This is a genomic window from Duganella sp. Root1480D1 (genome assembly GCF_001427305.1).
Classification (GTDB): domain Bacteria; phylum Pseudomonadota; class Gammaproteobacteria; order Burkholderiales; family Burkholderiaceae_D; genus Rugamonas.
The window spans coordinates 46,753-70,579 of record NZ_LMFZ01000050.1; the positions used below are offsets into that span (position 1 = coordinate 46,753).

Consider the following 23,827-nt stretch of genomic DNA (forward strand, 5'->3'; position numbering starts at 1 on the left):
CCGAACCTTCGATGAGCAGCGCCGGTAAGCAAGAACAGGCCGACGCCTACCTGGCCCACCTGGCCACCCAGCGCAAGCTGTCCGCGCACACGGTCGCCGCTTATGGCCGCGACCTGCGCGAACTGGCCACACTGTCCGACGGCAAAGCCTGGGATGCCCTCAGCCACTTCGATATCCGCCGCTACGCGGCCCAGCTCCATAGCCGCGGCCTGGACGCGCGCAGCATTGCACGCAAGCTATCCGGCTGGCGTGGTTTCTTCACCTGGCTGGGCCAGCACAGCACGCTGGCGGCCAATCCGGTGCAAGGGGTGCGCGCGCCCAAGCGCGCCAAGACCTTGCCCAAGGCCTTGGCGGTCGACGATGCGGTGCAGCTGGTGGCACCGGCCACGCCAAGCGCCGGCGATGGCGAACCGGCCCGCCTGTGCAACCGCGCCATGTTCGAACTGCTGTATTCAAGCGGCCTGCGGGTATCCGAACTGGCCAGCCTGGACCGCGAATTCCGCAAGGCCGGCGACGGCCAGCCCGCCTCGCTGGGCTGGCTGGAACTGGACAACGCCGAAGTCGTGGTGACCGGCAAGGGCAGCAAGATGCGCCGCGTGCCGGTCGGCAGCGCCGCCCTGGATGCGCTGCAGGCCTGGCTGGCGGTTCGCCCGGCGCCGGCCGATGGCAGCAGCGCCCTGTTCGTCAACGAGCGCGGCAAGCGGGTCACGCCGCGCGTGGTGCAACTGCGGCTGAAGGCGCACGGCATCCAGGCCGGCTCGCCGGTGGCGGTGCATCCGCATATGCTGCGCCATTCGTTTGCTTCGCACGTGCTGCAGTCTTCAGGCGACTTGCGCGCCGTGCAGGAGATGCTGGGACACGCCAGCATTACCTCGACCCAGGTCTACACGGCTCTTGATTTCCAGCACCTGGCGCTGGTCTATGACAAGGCCCATCCAAGGGCTAAAATTAAATAGCCGGGAACTTGATCCCGCTCAAGTTTGCCCATTTGCCAGCATTTCCAGAATTCCGGCATAATCGACCGATTCCACATGCTTCCCGCACGACTATGGCAATGATTCCTACCACTATCCTGACCGGCTTTCTTGGCGCCGGCAAAACCACGCTGCTGAACCGCATCTTGCGCGAAGAGCATGGCATGAAGATCGCCGTGATCGAAAACGAATTCGGCCAGGAAAATATCGACAACGAAATCCTGGTGCAGGAATCGCGCGAGCAAATCGTGGAAATGAATAACGGCTGCATTTGCTGCACTGTGCGCGGCGATCTGATCGTCGGCCTCAGCGATTTGGCCAAGCGCCGCGCCGCCGGCGAAATCCAGTTCGACCGCGTGGTGATTGAAACCACCGGCCTGGCCAATCCGGGCCCGGTGGCCCAGACTTTCTTCATCGACGAGGAAGTAGGCGCTAACTACATGCTCGACGCCGTGGTCACGGTGGTCGATGCGCGCCACGCCATGCAGCAGCTCGACGAGCACGAAGAAGCCCAGCGCCAGGTAGGCTTTGCCGACAAGATCCTGCTGTCCAAGACCGACCTGGTGGATGCCGCCGCGGTCGACGCGCTGAGCGCGCGCCTGAAGCGCATCAACCCGCGCGCGCCGATCAGCCGTTCCGATTTCGGCAAGGCGCCGCTGACCGAGGTGCTGGACCTGCGCGGCTTCAACCTGAACGAAAAGCTGGAAATCGACCCCGACTTCCTGGCCGAAGACGAGCACGATCACGATCACGAGCACGATCACGATCACGATCACGAGCATTGCGGTCACGACCACGAGCATGGCCATGTGCACGACGAGCACTGCGGCCATCACGATCACCATCATGCCCATCACACCGACGATATCGCGGCCTTCGTGTTCAAGAGCGAACGCCCGTTTGACCCGGCCAAACTGGATGAATTCCTGGGCGGTCTCGTTGATGTGTACGGTCCTCGCATGTTGCGTTACAAAGGCGTATTGTTGATGCAGGGCGCAGAAAGGAAAGTAGTGTTCCAGGGCGTGCATCAGCTGATGGGCAGCGACCTGGGTGCAAAATGGGGCGAAAACGAGACACGGGCAAGCAAAATGGTGTTTATTGGCAAAAATCTCCCAAAAGACATCTTTATTACTGGCCTTGAACAATGTTTGGTATAAACTAAGGCGTTTTTTTTGACGCCACCCAAGCAGAAATTTGAAAACTCTGTCGTATCGAAGGTAAGCGAAGTCATGACAAAAGCAAATAAATCGACCCCCGCCGCGGAAGTCCTGCTCACTGAAGAAGAAATTCTGAAGATGAGCGACAAGGACTATATGAACCCGGCCCAGATGGCGTTTTTCAAGAACAAGCTGCAAAACCTTGAAAAAGAATTGCTGAAAAACGCTGGCGAAACCACCGAACACCTGCGCGAAACCGTGCTGGTGCCGGATCCCGCCGACCGCGCCACCATCGAAGAAGAGCACGCACTGGAACTGCGTACCCGTGACCGCGAACGCAAGCTGCTGAAGAAAGTGCAGCAATCGATCGCGGCCATCGACAATAACGACTATGGTTATTGCGAGGAAACCGGCGAACCGATTGGCATTCCACGCCTGATCGCACGTCCAACGGCTACCTTGTCGCTGGAAGCACAGCAGCGCCGTGAGCTGAAACAGAAGCTGTACGGCGACTGATCCGCCACAAATCGAGAAAAAGCACGCTAAGGCGTGCTTTTTTCATTTCTTTACACGTACTGTACGCCCTTATAATTTTCCGTTGGGCTACACTAGTGATCCTATGGGACTGTTCTCCATTTTCAAAAAAGGCAAGGTTGACGAAAGCGCCGTCGAAACTGACGATGCGGACGCTGCACGCCTGGCCGCGAACAGCGAACTGGAGCGCCAACGCGCGCAACAGTCGGACCTGCAACGCGAAATCGCCCGCGCCACCGCCATGAAAATCGACGCCATCGAGGCGGCGATGGCAGCGGACATCTTTAACGAACCGGAACCAGCCTGGGCCCGCAAGCCGCGCACGCTGCAGCCAGCCGCTGCTGCCGCCAATGATGGCGCGACCTTGCCCCTGCTGGACCAATACACCACCGAACTGCTGGGCGACGAGGACGTGCCTCTCGAAGCGGCGGCCGCCGAGAGCGCGCCGATCGTGGAAGAGATCGCGATCCTGTATTCCAACGGCCAGGCCGAGGTGGCCGAACAAATGCTGCTGGGCAGCCTGCCGGACTCGGCGCAAGACCGCACCGTGTGGTGGATGCTGTTCGACCTCTACCAGGTACTGGGCCGCCAGGAATCGTTCGAGAACGTATCGATCGACTATGCCAGCCAGTATGAAACCTCGCCGCCGTCCTGGGTGCCGCCCGCCAGCGCGGACAGCAAGGCCCCGGCCGTGGCGCGCGGCTACTCCGGCGTGACCCCGACCCTGGGCTTGTCCGGCGTGCTGAATGCCTCGCTTGCACCACAACTCGAACGACTCGACAGCATGGACCAGAAGCAGCCGCTGCGCCTGGACTTCTCGCGCGTCAACGGGGTTGAGCCGGAAGGCTGCGCCCTGCTGCTGGCTGCCCTGAAGAAGGTACAGGCCAGCGATCGCGAACTGATCGTGGTCGGCGCCGCTGAACTGGCCGAGCAGGTGCGCGACATCCTGACTATCGGCAATCGCGACGTTGGCGAAGCGCCATGGCTGCTCTACCTCGAACTGCTGCGCCTGCTGAACCAGGAAAAGGAATTCGAAGAGGCCTCGATGGACTACTGCGTCACCTTCGAGGTCTCGCCGCCGCCTTTCGTCGCGCCCAAGAAAGTTGCCAATGCTCCCCGCCAGGCAACGGCGGCCGCTTCCGACCGCTTCATGCTGCCGGCCGTGATCGAAGGCGACATCAGCAGCCTGCTGACTGCCATCGATGCCTATGCCAGCGAAAACCAGGTGGTGGTGTTCGATTGCGGCCGCCTGGCGCGCATGGAGTTCGGCGCAGCCAGCGCACTGCAGGCCAAGGTGGCTGAATTGGCCACTGGCGAGCGCCGTGTCGAGTTCCGCGACCTGAACCATCTGGTGGCAGCGCTGATGCGCCTGCTGGGCTATGCTGATATAGCGCGGCTCTTCCCCCACAAGTACTGAGCAGTTGAATTTTGAGGCTTCGGCCCCAAAATACCGCGTTAATCCCAATACAAAGGCATTAACATGGAACAATTTCACGGCACTACCATCCTGTGCGTGCGTCGCGGCAACGATGTCGCGATCGGCGGTGATGGCCAGGTCACGCTGGGCAACATCGTGATGAAGGGCACCGCACGCAAGGTGCGCAAGCTGTACCAGAACAAGGTCCTGTGCGGCTTCGCCGGCGGCACCGCCGACGCCTTCACCCTGCTCGACCGCTTCGAAGCCAAGCTGGAGAAACACCAGGGCAACCTGTTGCGCGCCTCGGTCGAGATGGCCAAGGACTGGCGCACCGACCGCGTGCTGCGCCGCCTGGAAGCCATGCTGCTGGTGGCCGACAAGGAGTCCACCCTGGTGATCACCGGTAACGGCGACGTGCTGGAACCGGAAGGCGGCGTCGGCGCCATCGGCTCCGGCGGCAGCTACGCCCAGTCGGCTGCCAAGGCCCTGATCGAGAACACCGACCTGTCCCCTGTTGACGTGGTGAAGAAGTCGCTGACCATCGCTGGCGAGCTGTGCATCTACACCAACCTGAACCACATTATCGAGACCCTGGACCAAGCATGAACATGACCCCTCAAGAAATCGTCGGCGAACTCGACAAGCATGTGGTCGGCCAGGGCAAGGCCAAGAAGGCCGTCGCCATTGCGCTGCGCAACCGCTGGCGCCGCCAGCAGGTGGAAGAACCGCTGCGCCACGAAATCACCCCGAAGAACATCCTGATGATCGGCCCCACCGGCGTCGGCAAGACCGAGATCGCGCGCCGCCTGGCCAAGCTGGCCGACGCACCATTCATCAAGGTGGAAGCGACCAAGTTCACCGAAGTGGGCTACGTCGGCCGCGACGTCGACACCATCATCCGCGACCTGATCGACATCGGCGTGAAGCAGACCCGCCAGTCGGAAATGGCCAAGGTGCGCGCACGCGCCGAAGATGCGGCGGAAGACCGCATCCTCGACATCCTGCTGCCGCCGCCGCGCGACTTCGGCTTTGCCAACGCAACGTCCGAACCGCGCACCGATGACAGCACGCGCCAGACCTTCCGCAAGCGCCTGCGCCAGGGCGAGCTCGATGACAAGGAAGTCGAAATCGAGCTGGCCGAGCAGAGCCCGACCATGGAAATCATGGCGCCGCCGGGCATGGAAGAAATGACGGAACAGATCAAGTCCATGTTCTCCGGCATGGGTGGCGGCCGCAAAAAGGCGCGCAAGATCAAGATCAAGGAAGCCATGAAATTCCTGCTCGAGGAAGAGGCTGCCAAACTGGTCAACGAAGACGAAATGAAGAAGATTGCCCTCACCAACGTGGAGCAGAACGGCATCGTGTTCCTGGACGAGGTGGACAAGATCGCCTCGCGCTCGGAGGTGGGCGGCGCCGACGTGTCGCGCGCCGGCGTGCAGCGCGACCTGCTGCCGCTGGTGGAAGGCACCACCGTCAACACCAAGTACGGCATGGTACGCACCGACCATATCCTGTTCATCGCTTCCGGCGCTTTCCACCTGGCAAAGCCGTCGGATCTGATCCCCGAGTTGCAGGGCCGCTTCCCGATCCGCGTTGAGCTGGAGTCGTTGTCGATTGCGGACTTCGAGCGTATCCTGACCAGTACCGACGCCTGCCTGACCAAGCAGTACCAGGCCTTGCTGGCGACCGAAGGCGTACACCTGGAGTTTGCATCGGACGGCATCCATCGCCTGGCGGAGATTGCCTTCCAGGTCAACGAGCGCACCGAAAATATCGGCGCGCGCCGCCTGTACACGGTGATGGAAAAGCTGCTGGAAGAGATCTCCTACACGGCGACCGAAACCGGCGACCAGACCGTCACCATCGATGCAGCTTATGTGAACCAGCGGCTGGATGCGCTGGCCGTCAACGAAGACCTGTCACGCTACGTACTGTAATGGCCAACAAGCAACTGGCAACCCGGCAGAAGATGCGGATCCGCGTCGAGCCCTCGCAAAACTTTGGCAAGCCCCGCAATCCGATTGCGGCGCTGGCCAAGGCACGCGCGGCGGGCCCGCACGACAAGAACCGCACGACTGCCGAGCGCCAGGCTGCCAGGAAGCTGATCGACAAGAAAATCACCGGTTCCGATGGCGAATAGCCCGGCCGCCACGCTGCGCGTCGGTGACTGGACCGTGGCCGTGTACCGGCTGGCTGCCGCTGAATTCCTGAAAAAAGCCCGATAATTTCTGAATTACGCTGAAATCACCAGATCGGGCCGAGGAACAGGTAAAGCGTCTCCTCGCCATTGCGGGTGGCGCCGGCGCCGAGGAACAGCGGGCCAAAACGGGTCTCCACCGACAGGAAGGCGCTGCCGGCCTGTTTCAACGCGCGTCCCGTCGCAGTCGTCCCGCGGTCAAAACCGCCGCCGGTCTCCAGCGAGAAGCCGGCCCGCATGTTGCCGCCGAAAGCGCTCGGCAGCGCAGCGATGCGGCGCGCCAGCACCAGGCGTCCCAGCAGGATCGTCGGTTCCTGGATCGAGTCGGTCGACGTGCCCGACAGGCGCAGGAAGCCACCCAGCGTCACCGGCGACGCCCCCGCTTGCGCCTTGGCCCATTCCAACGACACGTGGCCCGCCCAATCATTCCACTCGAAAGCCTGCAGCGCGGTCGCCCCCCAGTTGACGCCCGCCGAACCGACACTTCGGCCGCTGCCCGGCGTTTGCTCGCGGCCGATGGTGATCAGCGTGCCGCGCGTCGGAAAGGCCAGCGAATCCAGCGTGTCGACGCGGAAGCGGGCGAAAGTCTTGCTGTTGTACACCCGATTGACGGGGATCGTCGGGTCTTGCGGGATCAGCGGCCGCACCGAATTGGCCTGGCGTGTCACGCCTATCGACAGTTCGCCCCAGTTGCCGAACTGCCGTCCCAGCGCGAAGGAAGCGGCACGCGTGCTGTAAGCCACGCGCGACATGCGCTGCTCCTTCAGGAAGATATCGCCGGCAATCCTGCCGATCTGCGCCGACGGCATCACGAACCATTGCGAGCCGGGCCCCAGCGGCTGCCACCACTGGACGCCGAGGCCGCGCTCATTGCCGATGCGTCCTTCGGTGCGCAGTTCGCCGCCCCAGCTATTGAGCGCAGACAGCACGTGCATCACCTTGATGGCGAAATTGTTCGAGTCGCGGAAGTCGCTGGCCAGCTCGAGGCCGACGCGCATGCGGCTGCGCGCCCACTCGGCTTCCGTGGTGCGGATGGTGACGGTGCGTTCGCCATCCACGTCGTCGATATCGGTTTCCACGCGGGCCATGTCGCCGCGGCCGTACAGCGCAATGGCGGCTTGCCGCACCTGTTCGCGCGTAGTGGGCTGGCCGGGCTCGAGGCCGGACTGCTTTTCCAGCACTTCCGGGTTCACGTCGCGCGTACCCTGGATCTGCACTTTGGCCAGCTTGACGGGACGGTCGGAGTCGGCCGGCGTTGCCAGGCGCAGGCTCTCCATGCTGATGTAGTCGCGCTCCGGCAATGCCAGCGCCGCCAGGCGCGGCGCCAGCTCGCGCGCGGCGGCCTCGCCGGCCGCCATGGCTTTCTCCCAGGTGGAGAAGTCGAGGAAGGTCACGCCATCCAGCTTGGGCGCGATCAGGATGTCGTCCTTGCGCAACTCGCTGAGCGAGCGCTGGACGTTCTGCTCGGTCAGGATCTGCAACATCTGGTTGGCCACGCCCAGCGCGCTGCCCAATTCCTTCTCCGGCGCCAGCGTGGTGCCGACGTTGACGGCGATGACAATGTCGGCGCCCATGGCACGCGCCATGTCGACCGGCAGGTTGCGGACCAGGCCGCCGTCCACCACCAGGTGGTCCTTGATGCGCACCGGTGCGAACACGCCCGGCACGGCCAGCGAAGCGCGGATGGTCTGGAACAGCGGCGTGTTGTCGAGCACTACCAGCTCGCCGGTCAGCAGATCGGAGGCCACCGAGCGGAATGGCAGCGGCAACTGGCTGACCGGCAGGTCGCGCGTGCCGCGCGGCAGCAGGCGCTGCAGGGCCATCTCCAGCGCGGCGTTACTGGCGGCGCCGGGCGGGCCCAGCACGCCTGTGCGCGTGATGCCGAATTCGATGCGGGACGGGATCTGGATGTCTTCGTCGCGGCGGCGGAAATGCAGCTCGTCGCGCGCCGGGCGGTCGGCGACCACGCTGTCCCAGTCGGTGGTGGCGGCCATGCGCTCGAGGTCTTTCAGGGAGGCGCCGGCGGCCCAGGCGCCGCCGATGACGCTGCCCATCGAGGTGCCGACGACGATGTCGACCGGAATGCGCATGTCCTGCAGGGCGCGCAGCACGCCGACGTGGGCGAAGCCGCGGGCGCCGCCGCCGGATAACACCAGGGCGACTCTCGGGCGCTTTGCAACCGGTAATTCCGTGCCAGACCCTGCGGGTCCGCCCCCGGTTTGCCGGTTTTCTGTTGCGCTGGCCAGGCCCGCGCACAATGCAAGTAAAAATACTAAGCGCCTCATCGCGCTTGCGGCGCTCCGCCTGTCGGCTGCGCCGAAGTGGTTGGCGGCTGGGCCGGCGCCATCTGCACTGGCGGCGGGGTCATCGGCGTAGCCGGTTGCGGCAGCGGCACTGGCGGCGGCTCCTGCGGCCCGCCCATGCCGAGCGGAGGCATAATGCCGCCGCTCGAACTCACGCCCTGGTCGTTCATCAGGTCAAGGCGCTTCTGCACCCCGCCTTCCATCAGGATCACATGGCGCGGCTGCACGTCCTTCACGCTGACGCCAGGCGACAGTTCGGAACCGACCGGGAATGCCTTGGCCGGCTGCCCGTCGGCGGAAATAATCGCCACGCTGCCGTGGCCGCGCGTATCGGCCACCACCCCGCGCAACTGGTAATTGCTGACCACAGCCACCGCCGTGTTCCCGCCGAACAGCCCGCGCGCCGCATCCATGTTCGCTTCCGGCGCCTGTGCCACCGGCACCGCCGCAATCGGGCGCTGCTTCGGCTTGAATAGCTGCATGCCCCAGTAGGCCAGCGAGGCAGACAGCACCGCAACGGCGGCCACACTGCAAATCAAAGGCAAACGTTTCAATTCAATTCTCCAGGTTCAGCGCACGAGCTGATTGATTTCGATGATCGGCATCAGCACGGCCAGCACGATCAGCAGCACCACCACGCCCATCGCCAGGATCAGCATCGGTTCCAGCAGGCCGGCGATGGTCAGCGTGCGGCGCTCCAGGTCGGATTCCTGCGCGCTGGCCGCCCGGTCCAGCATGGCGGGCAGTTCGCCGGTGATTTCGCCGGCGCGGATCATGTGGATCAGCATCGGCGGGAAGTGCTTCTGTGCCGATAGCGAACGGGCCAGGCTGGCGCCTTCGCGCACCGAGTCGCTGGCCTGCTCAACCAGATCGCGCATGGCCACGTTGGACAGCGTGTCGCGGCTGGTTTCCAGCGCGCGCAGGATAGGCACGCCGGAGCCGGTGGTAATCGCCAGGGTGCTGGCGAAGCGCGAAGTATTCAGGCTGCGCTCGAACTTGCCGTACAGCGGCGCGGTCAGCAGCCAGGTGTGCCAGCGCAGCTTGATCTCCGGGTTCTGCAGCATGCGCCGCACCACGAAGCCGCCGGCAACCAGCAGGCCCAGCACGACAAAGCCGTAGCTGCGCACAAAGTCCGAGATCGCCAGCATGATCACCGTCAGCAGCGGCAGCTTTTGCTTGGTGTTGGCAAACACTGATACGATCTGCGGCACCACGTAGGTGAGCAGGAAGATCACGATCAGGAAGGCCACCACGGTTACGATGGCCGGATACGTGAAGGCCAGCTTGACCTTCTGCACCAGCGCATTGCGCCGTTCGATATAGTCGGCAAGGCGCGACAGCACACGCGACAACTGGCCGATCTGCTCGCCCGATGCGACCAGGGCGCGGTAGATTTCCTGGAAGTCGCGCGGGTGGCGCGACAGCGCGTCCGACAGCGAGGAACCGCCCATCACTTCCGAGCGGATCGACGCCACCAGGTCGCGCACGTACTGGCGTTCGGCCTGTTCCAGCAAGGCGGTAAAGGCTTGCTCCAGCGGCAAGCCCGCTTCCAGCAGGCTGGCGAGCTGACGCGTGAACAGCGCCAGCTCCGTGGTGCTGAGCTTTTCGCCGAAGCCGCGGCGCGAGGTGGCGCCGCTGGCATCGACTTGCGCCGAGATGGCGTCGACCTTGATCGGCACCAGGCCTTGCGAACGCAGGTCGGCACGCGCGGAGCGGGCGCTGTCGGCATTGACCACGCCCTTCTTGCTGGCGCCTGCCGCATCGACGGCTTCATAACGGAAGGCCGGCATCGCTTAGTCCTTTGTCACGCGCAGCAATTCGGCCGGCGTGGTGACGCCTTGCTGCAGCCAGCGTTCGCCGTCTTCGCGCATGGTGGTCATGCCGCCGTGCTGCTGTGCGGTCACGCGGATTTCCGCTTCCGAGGTGCGGTCGTGGATCTGGGCCCGGATATGTTCGTCCGTCTGCAGCAGCTCGTAGATGCCGACGCGGCCCTGGTAGCCGGTGTTGCCGCAATGTTCGCAGCCCACGGCCTTCCATTGGGTGCCGTCGAAAGTCTTGCAGCTTGGGCACAGCTTGCGCACCAGGCGCTGGGCCAGCACGCCAAGCAGGGACGAGGACAGCAGGAACGGCTCGATGCCCATGTCCAGCAAACGGGTCACGGCAGCCGCGGCGTCGTTGGTGTGCAGGGTCGCCAGCACCAGGTGGCCGGTCAGCGAGGCCTGCACCGCGATCTGCGCGGTTTCCAGGTCGCGGATCTCACCGATCATGATCACGTCCGGGTCCTGGCGCAGGATGGCGCGCAGGGCCTTGGCGAAGGTCATGTCGATACGCGCGTTGACCTGGGTCTGGCCCACGCCGTGCAGGTCGTATTCGACCGGGTCTTCCACCGTCATGATGTTGGTGGAAGTGTTGTTCAGCATGGACAGCGCAGCGTACAGCGTGGTGGTCTTGCCGGAGCCGGTCGGCCCGGTGACCAGCACGATGCCGTGCGGCTGGTTGATCAGGCTATTGAACTGCCCCATCATCTTCTCGCTCATGCCGAGGTGGGACAGGTCGAGGCGGCCGGCCTCCTTGTCCAGCAGGCGCAGCACGGCGCGTTCGCCATGGCCGGTCGGCAGGGTCGAAACACGCACGTCGACCGGCTTGCCGCCTACGCGCAGCGTAATGCGGCCGTCTTGCGGCAGGCGCTTTTCGGCGATGTCCAGCTGCGCCATGATCTTGATACGCGAGATCAGCGACCCGTGGATCGCCTTGCGCGGTCGCACGATGTCGCGCAGCGCGCCGTCGACACGGAAGCGCACCACGGAGGTCTGCTCGAACGGTTCGATGTGGATGTCCGATGCGCCGTCGCGCAGTGCTTGCGTCAGCAGTGCATTGATCATGCGGATCACCGGCGCATCGTCGGACGATTCCAGCAAATCCTCGATCGCCGGCACGTCCTGCAGCAGCTTGGTCAGGTCCAGGTCGGCGTCGAATTCCTCCGCCACTTGCGAGGCGTCGCCGCTGGCACTGGCATAAGCAGTGGCAATCGCCGCTTCCAGGTCGGCGCGCGACAGGTGCTTGAGGTTGATGCGGCCGAAGCGGCGCGACACTTCCGCGATCGCCGAAGCCGGCGTGGCGGCCGACATCATGACATCGACCGCGTGTTCGGCTTCGGCGCTGGGCTGGGCCAGCACCAGGAAGTCGCGTGCGAAGGCGTAGGGCAGGAGGTTGGTCATTGCTCGCTTTTACTGTTGCTGTTGCTTCTGTTCAGGCACGGTGCGTGGCGCCGGCGGAATCGGGCGCACCATCTGGCCGCCGCCATTCGGCTCGCCGTTCACCAGTTCCGGCAGGGTCGGGCGGCCCAGATCCTGCACCACCATGCTCGCTTCAGGCCGCGACGCTTCCTGCGAACCGCGGATAAAGTCGTAGCGGTCGGCAGTCAGGCTCATTTGCTGCTCGCGGTTGCGCACCACCACCGGGCGCAGGAACACCATCAGGTTGGTCTTCTTGCGTTGGCGCTTTTGGTACTTGAACAGATTGCCGATCAGCGGGATGTCGCCGAGGCCCGGCACTTTTTCCACGCCGTCGCTGGTGTCGTCCTGGATCAGGCCGCCGAGGATCAGCACCTGGCCGTCGTCGGCCAGGATGTTGGTTTCGATCACGCGGTTCTTCAGGATCAGGCCACTGGTGGAGGTCACGCTGGTATCGATGCTCGAGCTTTCGTTATAGATCGCCAGCTTGATGGTGCCGCCTTCGGAAATCTGCGGGCGCACTTTCAGGGTAATGCCAACGTCTTTGCGGTCCACCGTAGTGAACGGGTTGCCGGCGGTGCCGGCGGTGTTGGTGTACGAGCCGGTCACGATTGGCACATTCTGGCCAACCTTGATGGTTGCCACTTCGTTGTCCAGCGTGATCATGTTCGGCGTGGAGAGGATGTTGCTGTCGCCGTCCGAACCCAGCGCGTGGGCAATCGCGCCCAGCCCCAGCTTGCCATTGGCGAGCTGCTTGAACACGCCCAGCGTCAGGCCGGCGCCCGGCGGCGTCAGGCTGGTGCCGGTGGCGCCATTGGCGATGTTGTTCAGGCTGATGATGTTGTTGCCGGAATCGGTCGCGAAGGAAGTGCCGCCGCCGACGCGATAGCTGCTGTTGGAGTTGCCGCTCAGGCCCGCCCACTGCACGCCGAACTCGGACAGCTTGTCGGCATTGACTTCGACGATCATCGATTCGATGTAGACCTGCGCACGGCGCACGTCGAGCTGGTCGATCACGGTGCGCAGGCTGCGGTAGACGGCTTCCGGCGCGGTGATGATCAGGGTGTTGGTGGTGGCATCGGCCTGGATGTAGCCGGCAGAACCGCCCGCCCCCGAGGACTGCGCGCCGCTGCGGCTGCCGCTTTGCAGCGCCGGGTTGCTCGGGCCGTTCTGCCCGGTGCCCGACTGCGACGACGAGCCAAGGCCGGACTGGCCCATCTGGCTGTTGCCGCTGCCGGCGCCGCCCAGCGAGTTCAGGCTGCCGCTATTGCTGCCGGACTGGCTGCTGCCGCCATCGCCCGACACCACGGAACGCAAGGTCTCGGCCAGCTTGCTGGCTTCCGCATTCTTCAGGTACACCACGTGCACATTGCCCGCCTGCGCGGTCGGCTGGTCCAGCTTTGCGATCAGGGACTTGGCCAGGTTGGCGCGTGCCGCCGACGGTGCGCGCACCACCAGCGAGTTGGTGCGCGGGTCCGGCACCAGGGTCACGCGGCCGGAGTCGCCGCCGGCGCCCGGTTCCATCAGCTTGTTGATCATGGTGGCCAGGTCGCTGGCGATGGCGTAGCGCACCGGCACCACGTCGAGGTCGGCCGAGGAAGGTGCGTCCAGCGAAGCGACGATCTTGGCCAGCCGCTTCAGGTTGTCCGAATAGTCGGTGATCACCAGGGTGTTGTTGCCCGGGTTGGCGTTGATGGTGTTGTTCGGCGTGATCAGGGGACGCAGCACGGTCACCAGGTTGGCCGAGTTTTCGTGGTTCAGGTGGAAGACCTGGGTCACGATCTGGTCGCCCTGCGGGCTTTTCTGGCCGCCGATGATGGTCGGCGAGGCCTGCAGCTTGGCTTCCGCTTCCGGCACCACCTTGGCGTAACCGTCGCCGCTGACAATGGCATAGCCTTGCAGGCGCAGCGCGGAGGCCAGCAACTGGAAGGCTTGCGACTTGGTGATGGATTTTTCAGAGACCAGGGTCAGCGTGCCTTTGACGCGCGGGTCGATCAGGAAGGTGATGTTGGTGTAATGGCCGACTGCCTTGATCACCGATTCGATGTCGGCGCCGACAAAATTCAGCGCGGCTTCGTCATTGGGCTGGGCCCAGGCCGTGACCGGAGCGGCGGCAGGCGCCAGCGCACAGCACAGCAGCGCGGCAGCGCTCAAACGGCGCAGCGCCGGGAAGGGGGTTGGGCTTGCAGTGTGTGTTTTCATTATCGGAACTCTAGTGCAATGACGTTTTTAACGCTATTTGGCTTACGCTGGCCCAGCATGCTCAACAAGCCGCCAAGCTGGTCTTCAAATCCTGTTGCCGCTTCCGCCTGGCCGGAAAACTCCAGCCGACCGTTGGCGAACTTTCCTGCGCCGCTTAACAGCAAGGGTCCGCGCTGTGAATTCAGCGCCAGCGCGGCTTGCTGGCCCTTCCAGTCGAAGGCCAACTGGTAGCTGCCCAAAGGCTTCACCGGCGTCAGGCGCGACGACATGTCCTGCATTTCCAGCGTGGTGCGCCCATTCAGCGACACCGCCTGCCCTTCGCGCGCCAGGTGCAACGAAGTCCAGGACAATTTCATGCGGCCGCTTGGCGCCAGCGTATTCAATGGCGCGCCCAATCCGGCCAGGCCGTCGGCCGGCAGCATCAGCGCCGCCGGGCTGACGTCCCAATTGTTCCAGCCGCCGCGCAGCGTTACCGGCTGCGTCAGCGCATCCGGGTTTTGCAGTTCCACGTCGACGCTGCCAAACAGGACCAGCGGCGACAGGCGCCAGCTGAACCGTCCGGGCAGCAGCGGCGTCACCGCCCCATCCTTGCTGGCGGCGCCGCCGATGAAGGCCGAACCGCGCCACAGCGTACCTTGGGCGTCGCCCAGGGTCAAACGGCCGCCGCTCTGGCTTTCCACAATCTGCCCCATCCAGCTCGCCGGCAGGAAAACCAGCACGGTCAGGCCGGCACTGAGGATGATCGCCAACAACCACAACACTGCGCGCTTCATTGTGCGGAAGACTCCTGGCGCATGGTCAGGTTGGCATCGACCTGGCCGGCCGGGCCTTGCTGCGTCACGCTGCCTTCCTGCACCAGCACGCGCTGCTCGCGGCGCATCGCATCCAGCCAGGTCACCAGGCCGGCAAACGGCACCCCCTTGAATTCCACTTTAATGTAATCGCCCGTGACTGCCAGGTTTTGCGTGGTCAGGCCGGCCGCTTGCAGCCGTGCCGCCACACCGTCCTTGCTCAGGGGCTGCGGCTGCACCGGAGGCTGGGCCGCCAACTGGGTCGCTTCACCGGCCAGCGCTTGCAATTCCGCCAACTGCTGGTTCAGTTGCGGCAGCTCTTTCTGCAGCTTGGCGCGGCCAGTCAAGGCCGGGTCGATCAGCACGCCCCACACCAGACCGAGGGCGACCACGATGCCGCCAATGGTCAGCATGCGCTGTTCCTGTTCGTTGCGCGCCGCCCACCAGGTGGCGGCAGCAGCGCGGTAGCCAGCGATGGTGTCGTTCAGCTTTGCCATCACTTGCCCCCTGCCTTCACCTGCCACACGCCGGGGCCGGTTTCGGTGGCGCTCATCTTGCGCTGGGCCAGTGCGGCCTGCACCTGCGCCAGCGCGTTGGCGTCGACGCTGTTCGGCTTGAACTTGACCGTCATGCTGCGTTCCTTGTATTCGATGCCTGCCACCGCTTCGCGGTTGGGCAGCACGGCCAGCGCTTCGCCCAGCGCGGCGCTCATATTGGTAAATTCATCGGGACCGCCGCCACCGCCGGCGGCAGCGCGCGCCCGGGCGATATTCTTGCGCATCTGGTCCGCCGGATCGCCGCTCACCGGCTGGTTGGGATAGGCAGCGCGGAATACCTGGGTCATGTTCTGGGTCAGCGCCTTGGCTTCGGCCCTCAGGCGCAGCCATTCCCAGTTCATGCCGACGATATTGACCAGCACCGCCGCAATGGCGATGCGGTAAGGCCATTTCCAGCGCGCCCAGGCACGGGCGGTGGCGCCGCTGACGGCACCCAGGCCTGCAGCCAGGTCGAATGGCACTGCCTTGGCAGCTGCAATGCGGTGCACCCAGTTGTCTTCTTCAATCGTGATGCCCGGCACATTGGCTGCCGCTGCGGCATATTCGGCGCGCTGGGCCGGCGCCACATACAGGGTGACCGGGGCTTCGCCGGCCAGCGCGCGCACGGTATGCAGGGCTGGTTCGGCAGCATTCGGCAGGGTCAGGCCCAGGCCTTCGTTGGGCGCACTGCGCAAGGTCAGCTCCAGGCCGGCATCGTCCACGCCCAGGGCGGCGGACACGCTGCCCGGCGCCAGCGGCAGGCTCAATTGCACCGGCAGCGCCGATACGCCATGCGCGCCTTGCGCCACCAGGGCCTTGACCAGCACTTCCAGCCAGGCGCGGTTGGCCACGGCCACAACGCGTTCGTCGCTGTCGCCGCTGGCGGGAGCCAGGGCCAGCACGCAGTCGGCCGGATCGCCCAGCACTTGTTCTTCCACCAGGTTAGGCAGGGCGGCCTTCAGGCGGGCGCCCGACAGCGGCGGCATTTTGACCTTCAGCAGCGAGACATCGGCAGCGGCCAGCAGCAGCACCACGCGGCGCGCGCTCGACACCAGCTCGCCCAGGTTGCCCAGCGCGCCGGCGCCCTGCTGCATCACATTGCCGCCATCGCCCACCAGCGCGAACTGGCAGCTCGCCGGCACGCCGTTGTCGGCGGCTGCGGCGCGGGCCGGATACCGAATGTAGAGTGTTGTCAAAGCTGGCCTTCCCTATTTCCTTAAATTTCCCGTATCCACACCACCTGGGTGCCGTTCTGGTCGCGGTGGATCAGCGACCACGACACCAGTTCCGCCCGATCCAGCTTCACCCGGCTCATCACCAGGAAGTAGTCGCTGCGGCAGTCCATGTCGCTGTCCTGCAGCAGCGGCGGCTTACCCGCGTTCTGCTTGAAGTTGCCGACGTTGAGGAAGGGAGCGCGCTTGCGCGCCACCACCAGGTTCTGCCCCTCCGACACCGAGCCGTTGATCAAGGCCGCCAGGATTTCCGCCGGCGCCGTGTTGACGTTGATCGGCGTCGCAGCGGGCAAGACAACCACCAGGTCGCGCAGCTTGTCGATGGCTTTCTGGTCAAAGCCCGCCACCGACAGCAAATCCTCGGCCCGCAGCATCTTCATCGGCTGTCCGCTGCCCGGAGGCACCGCTTCGACATCCGGCGACGGCGGGCTTCCCGGCGGCTGCTGCAACAGGCCAGCGCCCTCGCTGCGCGCAACCTGGATCGCCACAGCCTTGGCCAGCGACGGGTCAAGCTGCAGGATTTGCAGCAGGCGGGCAAATACCGCCACCTGTTTCTTGTTGATGCCGCCAGCCCCGGTCGTACTGGCCAGATTCGCAAGATTGTAGCGCGATTGTGCGTCGTAATTCTGTCCAGAAATGGTCGCGTCGAAAGTTTCGCCTTCAATCTTTTCGCGTTTGACGAAGTCGTCGAGCCGCGTTTCGGCCAGCGGCGTGGCCCACAGGCCGTCAGCGCGCGTCATGCTACGGCTATCGAGCATGTCCTGGCGCAGGATAAGCCTCGCCAGATCAAGCCCGGAGCGCACAATCCAGCGCGTTTGGGAGTGCAGGCGCTGGTTTTCAATCGAGCGCACCTGCACCTGCTGCTGCCAGAACAGGCTGGCCACGATGGTCACGGCCAGGGTGGTTAACAGTAGCGCCGTAACAACAGCTACACCGCGCTGGCGGGCCGGAATGCGTCGTTTCATACGGACCCCAGCAGGAAAACTTTGACCAGCGGCGCCGGCTGCCCCTGGATTTGCAGCGAGATTTCCAGCCCGCTCGGGCCTTCCGCCTTGTTCGCCGCCGCGGCCTTCGCCATCAAATCCTTGCATTTGTTCGGGTCGGGATCTGCGCACTTCGGCTCGGATGCCGAAGTCGCTGAATTGCCCGGCTGGCGCCAGCCGCCGCCCTCCCACACCCGGAATTCCATATTGGCGACGCCAGACTGCAAGCCCACCGGCGACTGCGGACCCGATTGTTCGAGGGCGGCTTTCCACAGCGCGTCGAGTTCGATCAGGTCGCGTGCGCCGCGCGATTCGGTGCGCGACAGCAGGCCGTCGCGGATGGTGTAGCTGACCACCTGGAGCTGGGACGCCGCATTCTCGACCATCACGGTACGCACGAAAACCAGGCGGTTGTTCTCGGCCAGCATAGTCTGGCGCTCGCGCAGCAAGGGCTTGTCGGCGATCTGTTCCAGGTCGCTTTGCATCTGGGCGAAGGTGAGCTGGGTGCCGCGCGTCTGCTCCATGTTCAGCGTGAGCTGCTCGCGCGAACGCACGATGCCATCCAGGCCACGCCAACCCAGCACGGCAACGATGGCCAGCACGGTGATCGCCACCAGCAGTTCAATCAAGGTAAAGCCGCGCGCGTTCTTCATTCTTGCAGCACCAGTTGATTCAGCGACGTGATGCGGCGCTCCGGCGCGCTGGCGTCGAACACGCTCACCTCGATGCGGCGCATGCGCGGGTTCGGCAGGGAGTACACCACTTCTTCACAAATGAACTTGAAATCGGCTTGCGGGCATTCGAAGGTGGTCTTGCCCGGCGCCGGCCAGACCTTGGCCAGCCGCACTTGCACCATGCGGTTCTCGGCCGACCAGATGGCCATCATATTGGTGCGCAGGCCTTCGCTGTTCTGCGTCAGGCTACCCATGGCGCGCAAGGCAGCGCCCAGCGCGGTGCAGACGATCAGCAGCGCCACCAGCACTTCCAGCAGGGTAAAGCCTCTTTGCCGCATTCTTCAGTCCACCGTGAAATGGCCGACGCCGTCGGCACGGATGATGGCGCGCAGGTCGCCGCTGGCCATGGTCAGCATGAACGGCCGGTCGACCGGCTCGCGGCCGAAGACAATGCGCATGGTACCCGGCACATTGGTCGGCGGGTCGAGCAGCAGCGTCATGGGGCTGAACTGGAACGGGCGTTCGCGCAGCAGGTCGTCCTGCGGCAGCGTCTCCCAGGTTTTGTCGTTGCGCACCAGGAAGCGGTAGCTGTCCGGCCCCGCCTCGAAGGCGATCGGGCGGTTGCGCACGATGGCTTCATCGCGCGCCAGCTGCATCAGGAGCGCAATACGCTGCGCTTCCTTCTGCATGGCCTGCGCCTGGGACGGCGCGACATTCATCACGGTCAGGCCGAGCGTAATGCCGATGATGACCAGCACCACCAGCAGCTCGATCAGCGTGAATCCAAACGAATGCGCCGCCGAATGCGCAGCCGAACGCTTAAATTTCCCAGGAACCGATATCTGCATCGTCGCCGCTGCCGCCTGGCTGGCCGTCGGCGCCATAAGAGAACACATCGATTTCACCCTTTACGCCCGGGGACAGGAACTGGTACGGGTTGCCCCATGGGTCCTTCGGCATTTTTTCCAGGTACGGCGCCTTCCAGCCGTTGGCGGCCGGGCCGGCGGTCGGCTTGGACATCAGGGCTTGCAGGCCCTGTTCCGTGGTCGGGTAGCGCTGGTTATCCAGCTTGTACATCTTCAGCGCCTGCATGATGGTGGAGATTTCGACCTTGGCGGCGGCAGTCTTGGACTGGCCGACCCGGTCGAGCACCTTAGGCAGCACCAGGGCCGCCAGCACGCCCATGATCACCACGACAACCATGATCTCGATCAGCGTGAAGCCGCCGGAGCGGCGTTTGCTTGGTTTTTGCATAAGATTCACGAAAAATTAAACTGGCAGTATAAGTGATTCAATCGTGCTTGCGGCCAAATGCGGCTGCGTGGCGCAACACCCCGTCGTTGGAACCGGCGATATTCGACGGCACCGCTTCCAGCGGCTTCACCGCAGGCACGCCGGCGACGAAAGGCTTGATGCCCAGCGCCTCGTCCACTTCCTTGGGATAGATCACCTGGCCACGCGTGATCACGGCGGATACCTTGCGCAGGTCCTGGATATCCCTGGTCGGGTCGCCGTCGACCAGCACCAGGTCGGCCAGCTTGCCGGTTTCGATGCTGCCGCGGTCGCCGCTGGTGCGGGTGTAGCGGGCACCGTTGCGGGTAGCGATCTGGATCGCTTCGGCCGGGGTCAGGCCCGCCTTCACCAGCAAGGCCAGCTCCGAATGCAGGGTGAAGCCGGCCAGGTCGTCGGTGCCGGCCACGATCGGCACGCCGGCTTTATGCAGGGTGCCGACGAACTGCACCATCTTGGCGAAAGATTTCTCGTAGCGCGCCTGGGTGGCGGCATCCGGGATCTTCATGGTGCCGACGTGGAAGCCGCGCGCCACGTCAGGCGGCATATTGCCTTCCACTGCCGCCCACGGTTCGTTGACGTCGCCGTCCTTCTGCTTCAGGAAGGCGAAGGTGGCCAGGGTCGGGTCGATCACGATCTGCTTTTTCTTCAGCGTGCCGACGAAGTCCTTCACTTCCTTCGAGTTGAAGTCCAGGTCCGCGACTTTTTCGGCCGGCAGGTAGAAGCGCTCCAGGCTGCGGGTTTCCACGCCCGGCTTGAACAGGAAGTTCAGCATGACCTGGTTGATGTGCTGCAGCTCGTCGTAGCCGGCATCCAGCGCCTGCTGGGCGCGCAGGCCGGCCGGCACGTGGCCGGAGACGCGCATGCCGCGCGAATGGGCGTAGGCCACGGTGTCCTTCAGGATCTCTTTCGGGAAGGAGTTGTAGATCTTCAGTTGCGGGTAGCCATGCTCGGCGTACCAGTCGATGGCGCGCTTGGACTGCTCCAGCGTCTTCACCACGAAGCCGCCGTTCGACGAATACGGGCTTTCGCCTTCCAGGAAGCCGGCCGGCACGATTTGCGGCGCCAGCAGCTTGCCGCCCGCAGTCTCGTCGATCATCATCTGCAGCTGGGCGTTGTCATTGCCCATGTCGCGCAGCGTGGTCACGCCGGCAGCAACGTGCAGCGCGCCTTCCCAGCGGCCGATGTGGCCGTGCATGTCGAACAGTCCTGGCAGCATGATGCGGCCCGCGGCATCGATCTCGTTGACGGCGCCGCGTACCGGCGAACCGGCCGGCATGATGGCGGCGATGCGGCCGCGCAGCACATACACGTCGGACGGTGCGCCGACGGTGGCCTTGTTGCTGTCAAAAATGCGGGCGTTCTTCACCACCGTCAGGCCTTGCAGCGGGTGCTGCAGCTTGGCGGCCATGTCGTTCAGCATTTTCGCTTCGGCAGCTTTCTGGCGCTCGGCCAGCAGCTTGCCGTTGCCTTGCCAGCCCTCGATGGCGAACACGAAGGTGCCCGGCTCGACGACGGCGAACAGGGAGGGATTGGCGCCCTTGGTGATCCACAGGAATTTCGGGCTCAGCCCCAGGCCGGTCTGCGCCACCAGTTGCACCTGCTGCGACTGGCCGCCAGGGCCCGCAACCTGCACTTCATCGAGCACGACCTGCTTCAAGGTCCCGGAAGGCAGCAGCGGGATGCTGGCGTTCGGCGTCTTGGCCAGTGCGGCAATCGCGCGCGAGTCGACTTCGAAGCTGCCGTTCAGCGCGACGTAGACGGCCGGGCCGTTGACATCTGTTGCGCCTTGCTCGGTGGTGGACTTCCAGGAGGCCTTGTCGCCGTTGCGCTCAAAGACTTCGTCCACCACTGCGCCGAAGGTCGAATTGCCTTTGGAATGGTAGTGCGACATGGTGCCGTCGGCAGCCAGGCGGAATTCTTCGGTCAGCTCGGGACCGCGGCCATTGTCCTTGTAAATGTAGCGAACCTTGGTCAAGCCGTCGTCGTGGTTTTCCACCACCTGCTCGCCCATCTGCTTGCCGTTGTTTTCGGAAATGATGAGATAGCGGGTGGTTTGCGTGACTGCCGCCTGTGCGCTGAACGCACTTGCGATCGCCAACGCCAGGACGGCGGAAACTCGCTTCATTATTGGATCTCCTGTTTATTGATGTTGTGTCCCGCACACAGGACAGGCTTCGTTGCGGGTGATGCTAATGCTGTTCCACTCCATGCGCAATCCATCCAGCAGCAGCAGGCGGCCGGACAGCGATTCGCCGATGCCCATCACCAGCTTGAGCGCTTCGGCTGCCTGCATGGCGCCGACCACGCCCACCAGCGGCGCGAACACGCCCATGGTGGAGCAGGCCACGTCTTCAAATGGCTGGTCTTGCGGGAACAGGCAGGAATAGCAAGGTCCGGACACCCGCGTATCGAATACGCTGACCTGCCCGTCGAAGCGGATCACGGCGCCCGACACCAGCGGCACGCGATGCGCCACGCAAGCACGGTTGACGGCATGGCGGGTCTTGAAGTTGTCGGTGCAATCGAGCACCACGTCGTGCTGCGCCACCAGCGCTGCCAGGCGCGCATCGTCGACGCGCTCGACCAGGGCATTCACCTGGCATTCAGGATTGATGGCATTCAGCGTGGTGCGCGCCGATTCCGCCTTGGGCTGGCCGACACGCTCGGTGGTGTGGGCGATCTGGCGCTGCAGGTTGGTCAGGTCGACGCTGTCATGGTCGACGATGGTCAGTTGGCCGATGCCGGCCGAGGCCAGGTAGAGCGCGGCCGGCGAACCGAGGCCGCCGGCGCCGATCACCAGCGCCCTGCCCTGCAACATCGCCTGCTGCCCCTCGATGCCGATTTCATCGAGTAGGATGTGGCGCGAATAACGCAGCAACTGCTGGTCGTTCATTTACTGCGCTGCTAGTTCCGGCTTGGCGGTCTTCACCGGCAAGCCTTTGAAATGGCGCAGTGCCTGTTCGAGCTGGAAGTCGTCCTTGCCGCCGAACTCGAAAGGCTTCTGCTTTTTCGCGGCGGCCAGGAGGCGCTGCTCTTCTTCCAGTTCGTCGCGGCGGATGCGCCCTTGCTTGTCTTCTTCGCCGTCGCCGTTGGCCAGGTGTTTCTGCAAGTCCGCTTCGCGCAGGCGCAGGCTGTTGATGGCATCGCCTTCCGAGGTTTCGTCCACCAGCACGTCGGGCACGATGCCCTTGGCCTGGATGCCGCGGCCGTTCGGCGTGAAGTAGCGCGCGGTGGTCAGCTTGACGGCCGAATCGGCGGTGATCTGGCGCAGCGTCTGCACCGAACCCTTGCCGAAAGTCTGGCTGCCCATCACGATGGCGCGCTTGTAGTCCTGCAAGGCGCCGGCCACGATTTCGGAAGCCGAGGCGGAGCCGCCATTGACCAGCACCACCATCGGTACGGTTTTCAGCGCGGCCGGCAGCTTGGCCAGCGGGTCGCCGCCGCTGCGGCTGGAATAGTTTTCCGACGTGGCGTGGAAAGCCTGCTTGGAATCGGCCAGTTGGCCGTCGGTCGACACCACCAGCGCATCCTTCGGCAGGAAGGCGGCCGAAACGCCGACCGCACCCTGCACCACGCCTCCCGGGTCGTTGCGCAGGTCCAGCACCAGGCCCTTGATGTTCGGGTTCCTGGCATACAGGGCGCTGAGCTTCTTCGCCATGTCTTCCACTGTCGGTTCCTGGAATTGCGAGATGCGCAGCCAGGCGTAGTCCGGCTCCACCATCTTCAGCTTCACGCTTTGCACGCGGATTTCTTCGCGCACGATGGGAATCAGCAGCGGCTTTTCTTCATCCTTGCGCGACACCGTCAGCACCACCTTGGTGCGCGGCTCGCCGCGCATTTTCTTGATCGCTTCGTCCAGCGACAGGCCTTTCAGCGGCTGGCTGTCGAGGCGGGTAATCAGGTCGCCCGCCTTGATGCCGGCGCGCCAGGCTGGCGAATCCTCGATCGGCGCCACCACCTTGATGTAGCCGTCTTCCACGCCGACCTCGATGCCGATGCCGACAAACTTGCCGTGGATGGATTCGCGCATTTCCTTGAATGCGGCCTTATCGAGGTAGGTGGAATGCGGATCGAGCGAGGACACCATGCCCGCGATGGCGTCCTGCAGCAGCTTCTTGTCGTCGACCTGTTCGACGTAGTCGGTTTTGATCAGGCTGAACACTTCGGACAGGGTGCGCAGTTCTTCCAGCGGCAAAGGCGTCGCGGCCTTTTGCGCAAGGGCGGAAAACTGCATCGAGACGGCTATGCCAGCCACCATACCAAGGCCGACCAGGCCCAGACTCTTCGTTTTGTTGCCCATT

23 protein-coding genes are annotated in these 23,827 nt (G+C 64.3%); 7 read left to right on the plus strand and 16 right to left on the minus strand.

The window, feature by feature from the left end; translation table 11 throughout:
* Positions 1–11 precede the first annotated feature (11 nt).
* From xerC to ASD58_RS29420, 7 genes are all read left to right on the plus strand, one after another.
* The gene (gene xerC, locus ASD58_RS29390) at positions 12–956 is read left to right on the plus strand and encodes a tyrosine recombinase XerC (protein ID WP_057265945.1); all 945 of its coding nucleotides are present in this window, start codon (positions 12–14) and stop codon (positions 954–956) included.
* Positions 957–1,048: 92 nt separating this feature from the next.
* On the plus strand, positions 1,049–2,131 hold the full coding sequence (locus ASD58_RS29395) for a GTP-binding protein (RefSeq protein ID WP_057265947.1): 1,083 nt from the start codon (positions 1,049–1,051) through the stop codon (positions 2,129–2,131).
* A 72-nt stretch (positions 2,132–2,203) separates the two neighbouring features.
* On the plus strand, positions 2,204–2,647 hold the full coding sequence (dksA, locus tag ASD58_RS29400) for an RNA polymerase-binding protein DksA (protein WP_057265949.1): 444 nt from the start codon (positions 2,204–2,206) through the stop codon (positions 2,645–2,647).
* A 103-nt stretch (positions 2,648–2,750) separates the two neighbouring features.
* Positions 2,751–4,082: an STAS domain-containing protein gene (locus ASD58_RS29405; protein ID WP_057265951.1), complete on the plus strand. Its 1,332-nt coding sequence runs from the start codon at positions 2,751–2,753 to the stop codon at positions 4,080–4,082.
* A 63-nt stretch (positions 4,083–4,145) separates the two neighbouring features.
* Positions 4,146–4,688: an ATP-dependent protease subunit HslV gene (hslV, locus tag ASD58_RS29410; RefSeq protein ID WP_057265953.1), complete on the plus strand. Its 543-nt coding sequence runs from the start codon at positions 4,146–4,148 to the stop codon at positions 4,686–4,688.
* Complete coding sequence (hslU, locus tag ASD58_RS29415; protein ID WP_057265955.1) at positions 4,685–6,019, plus strand: ATP-dependent protease ATPase subunit HslU; 1,335 nt, start codon at positions 4,685–4,687, stop codon at positions 6,017–6,019. The genes hslV and hslU overlap by 4 nt, the downstream gene beginning before the upstream one ends.
* Positions 6,019–6,222, plus strand: a complete 204-nt coding sequence (locus ASD58_RS29420) for a hypothetical protein (RefSeq protein WP_057265957.1) — start codon at positions 6,019–6,021, stop codon at positions 6,220–6,222. Before hslU ends, ASD58_RS29420 begins: the two co-directional genes overlap by 1 nt.
* 104 nt (positions 6,223–6,326) lie before the next feature.
* Here ASD58_RS29420 and ASD58_RS29425 read toward each other — a convergent pair whose 3' ends face one another.
* From ASD58_RS29425 to ASD58_RS29500, 16 genes are all read right to left on the minus strand, one after another.
* Complete coding sequence (locus ASD58_RS29425) at positions 6,327–8,432, minus strand: patatin-like phospholipase family protein (protein ID WP_229210150.1); 2,106 nt, start codon at positions 8,430–8,432, stop codon at positions 6,327–6,329.
* Between the two features lie 128 nt (positions 8,433–8,560).
* The gene (locus ASD58_RS29430) at positions 8,561–9,136 is read right to left on the minus strand and encodes a type II secretion system protein N (protein ID WP_057265962.1); all 576 of its coding nucleotides are present in this window, start codon (positions 9,134–9,136) and stop codon (positions 8,561–8,563) included.
* 15 nt (positions 9,137–9,151) lie between these two features.
* The gene (gspF, locus tag ASD58_RS29435; protein ID WP_057265964.1) at positions 9,152–10,372 is read right to left on the minus strand and encodes a type II secretion system inner membrane protein GspF; all 1,221 of its coding nucleotides are present in this window, start codon (positions 10,370–10,372) and stop codon (positions 9,152–9,154) included.
* 3 nt (positions 10,373–10,375) lie between these two features.
* Positions 10,376–11,800 carry a type II secretion system ATPase GspE gene (gene gspE / locus ASD58_RS29440; protein WP_057265967.1) on the minus strand — a complete coding sequence of 475 codons (1,425 nt, stop codon included), beginning with the start codon at positions 11,798–11,800 and terminating at the stop codon, positions 10,376–10,378.
* A gap of 9 nt (positions 11,801–11,809) precedes the next feature.
* A complete protein-coding gene (gspD, locus tag ASD58_RS29445) occupies positions 11,810–14,017 on the minus strand; it encodes a type II secretion system secretin GspD (RefSeq protein ID WP_057265969.1) in 2,208 nt (735 codons plus the stop codon).
* Positions 14,017–14,790, minus strand: coding sequence for a type II secretion system protein N (locus tag ASD58_RS29450; protein WP_057265971.1), 774 nt, complete (start codon positions 14,788–14,790; stop codon positions 14,017–14,019). Before ASD58_RS29450 ends, gspD begins: the two co-directional genes overlap by 1 nt.
* Complete coding sequence (gene gspM / locus ASD58_RS29455) at positions 14,787–15,305, minus strand: type II secretion system protein GspM (RefSeq protein ID WP_057265972.1); 519 nt, start codon at positions 15,303–15,305, stop codon at positions 14,787–14,789. The genes ASD58_RS29450 and gspM overlap by 4 nt, the downstream gene beginning before the upstream one ends.
* On the minus strand, positions 15,305–16,540 hold the full coding sequence (gene gspL, locus ASD58_RS29460; RefSeq protein WP_057265974.1) for a type II secretion system protein GspL: 1,236 nt from the start codon (positions 16,538–16,540) through the stop codon (positions 15,305–15,307). The genes gspM and gspL overlap by 1 nt, the downstream gene beginning before the upstream one ends.
* A gap of 20 nt (positions 16,541–16,560) precedes the next feature.
* Positions 16,561–17,541, minus strand: a complete 981-nt coding sequence (gspK, locus tag ASD58_RS29465) for a type II secretion system minor pseudopilin GspK (RefSeq protein WP_057265976.1) — start codon at positions 17,539–17,541, stop codon at positions 16,561–16,563.
* Positions 17,538–18,212, minus strand: a complete 675-nt coding sequence (locus ASD58_RS29470; RefSeq protein ID WP_057265978.1) for a type II secretion system protein J — start codon at positions 18,210–18,212, stop codon at positions 17,538–17,540. Before ASD58_RS29470 ends, gspK begins: the two co-directional genes overlap by 4 nt.
* Positions 18,209–18,571, minus strand: a complete 363-nt coding sequence (gspI, locus tag ASD58_RS29475; RefSeq protein ID WP_057265980.1) for a type II secretion system minor pseudopilin GspI — start codon at positions 18,569–18,571, stop codon at positions 18,209–18,211. The genes ASD58_RS29470 and gspI overlap by 4 nt, the downstream gene beginning before the upstream one ends.
* A gap of 3 nt (positions 18,572–18,574) precedes the next feature.
* The gene (locus tag ASD58_RS29480) at positions 18,575–19,081 is read right to left on the minus strand and encodes a GspH/FimT family pseudopilin (RefSeq protein ID WP_082565777.1); all 507 of its coding nucleotides are present in this window, start codon (positions 19,079–19,081) and stop codon (positions 18,575–18,577) included.
* Positions 19,053–19,487, minus strand: a complete 435-nt coding sequence (gene gspG, locus ASD58_RS29485) for a type II secretion system major pseudopilin GspG (RefSeq protein WP_057265982.1) — start codon at positions 19,485–19,487, stop codon at positions 19,053–19,055. Before gspG ends, ASD58_RS29480 begins: the two co-directional genes overlap by 29 nt.
* A 37-nt stretch (positions 19,488–19,524) precedes the next feature.
* Positions 19,525–21,651, minus strand: a complete 2,127-nt coding sequence (locus ASD58_RS29490; protein WP_057265983.1) for an amidohydrolase family protein — start codon at positions 21,649–21,651, stop codon at positions 19,525–19,527.
* Positions 21,652–21,666: 15 nt separating this feature from the next.
* Positions 21,667–22,419, minus strand: a complete 753-nt coding sequence (locus tag ASD58_RS29495) for a molybdopterin-synthase adenylyltransferase MoeB (RefSeq protein WP_057265985.1) — start codon at positions 22,417–22,419, stop codon at positions 21,667–21,669.
* Entirely contained in the window at positions 22,420–23,826 is a 1,407-nt protein-coding gene (locus ASD58_RS29500) for a S41 family peptidase (protein WP_057265988.1), read from the minus strand.
* Position 23,827: the final 1 nt, after the last annotated feature.

Bases quoted from the DNA above. Each gene is read 5' to 3' on its own strand.
- xerC (WP_057265945.1), top strand. From the start codon at position 12: ATGAGCAGCGCCGGTAAGCAAGAACAGGCCGACGCCTACCTGGCCCAC.
- ASD58_RS29395 (WP_057265947.1), top strand. From the start codon at position 1,049: ATGGCAATGATTCCTACCACTATCCTGACCGGCTTTCTTGGCGCCGGC.
- dksA (WP_057265949.1), top strand. From the start codon at position 2,204: ATGACAAAAGCAAATAAATCGACCCCCGCCGCGGAAGTCCTGCTCACT.
- ASD58_RS29405 (WP_057265951.1), top strand. From the start codon at position 2,751: ATGGGACTGTTCTCCATTTTCAAAAAAGGCAAGGTTGACGAAAGCGCC.
- hslV (WP_057265953.1), top strand. From the start codon at position 4,146: ATGGAACAATTTCACGGCACTACCATCCTGTGCGTGCGTCGCGGCAAC.
- hslU (WP_057265955.1), top strand. From the start codon at position 4,685: ATGAACATGACCCCTCAAGAAATCGTCGGCGAACTCGACAAGCATGTG.
- ASD58_RS29420 (WP_057265957.1), top strand. From the start codon at position 6,019: ATGGCCAACAAGCAACTGGCAACCCGGCAGAAGATGCGGATCCGCGTC.
- gspF (WP_057265964.1), bottom strand. From the start codon at position 10,372: ATGCCGGCCTTCCGTTATGAAGCCGTCGATGCGGCAGGCGCCAGCAAG.
- gspE (WP_057265967.1), bottom strand. From the start codon at position 11,800: ATGACCAACCTCCTGCCCTACGCCTTCGCACGCGACTTCCTGGTGCTG.
- gspD (WP_057265969.1), bottom strand. From the start codon at position 14,017: ATGAAAACACACACTGCAAGCCCAACCCCCTTCCCGGCGCTGCGCCGT.
- ASD58_RS29450 (WP_057265971.1), bottom strand. From the start codon at position 14,790: ATGAAGCGCGCAGTGTTGTGGTTGTTGGCGATCATCCTCAGTGCCGGC.
- gspM (WP_057265972.1), bottom strand. From the start codon at position 15,305: ATGGCAAAGCTGAACGACACCATCGCTGGCTACCGCGCTGCTGCCGCC.
- gspK (WP_057265976.1), bottom strand. From the start codon at position 17,541: ATGAAACGACGCATTCCGGCCCGCCAGCGCGGTGTAGCTGTTGTTACG.
- ASD58_RS29470 (WP_057265978.1), bottom strand. From the start codon at position 18,212: ATGAAGAACGCGCGCGGCTTTACCTTGATTGAACTGCTGGTGGCGATC.
- gspI (WP_057265980.1), bottom strand. From the start codon at position 18,571: ATGCGGCAAAGAGGCTTTACCCTGCTGGAAGTGCTGGTGGCGCTGCTG.
- ASD58_RS29480 (WP_082565777.1), bottom strand. From the start codon at position 19,081: ATGCAGATATCGGTTCCTGGGAAATTTAAGCGTTCGGCTGCGCATTCG.
- gspG (WP_057265982.1), bottom strand. From the start codon at position 19,487: ATGCAAAAACCAAGCAAACGCCGCTCCGGCGGCTTCACGCTGATCGAG.
- ASD58_RS29490 (WP_057265983.1), bottom strand. From the start codon at position 21,651: ATGAAGCGAGTTTCCGCCGTCCTGGCGTTGGCGATCGCAAGTGCGTTC.
- ASD58_RS29495 (WP_057265985.1), bottom strand. From the start codon at position 22,419: ATGAACGACCAGCAGTTGCTGCGTTATTCGCGCCACATCCTACTCGAT.
- ASD58_RS29500 (WP_057265988.1), bottom strand. From the start codon at position 23,826: ATGGGCAACAAAACGAAGAGTCTGGGCCTGGTCGGCCTTGGTATGGTG.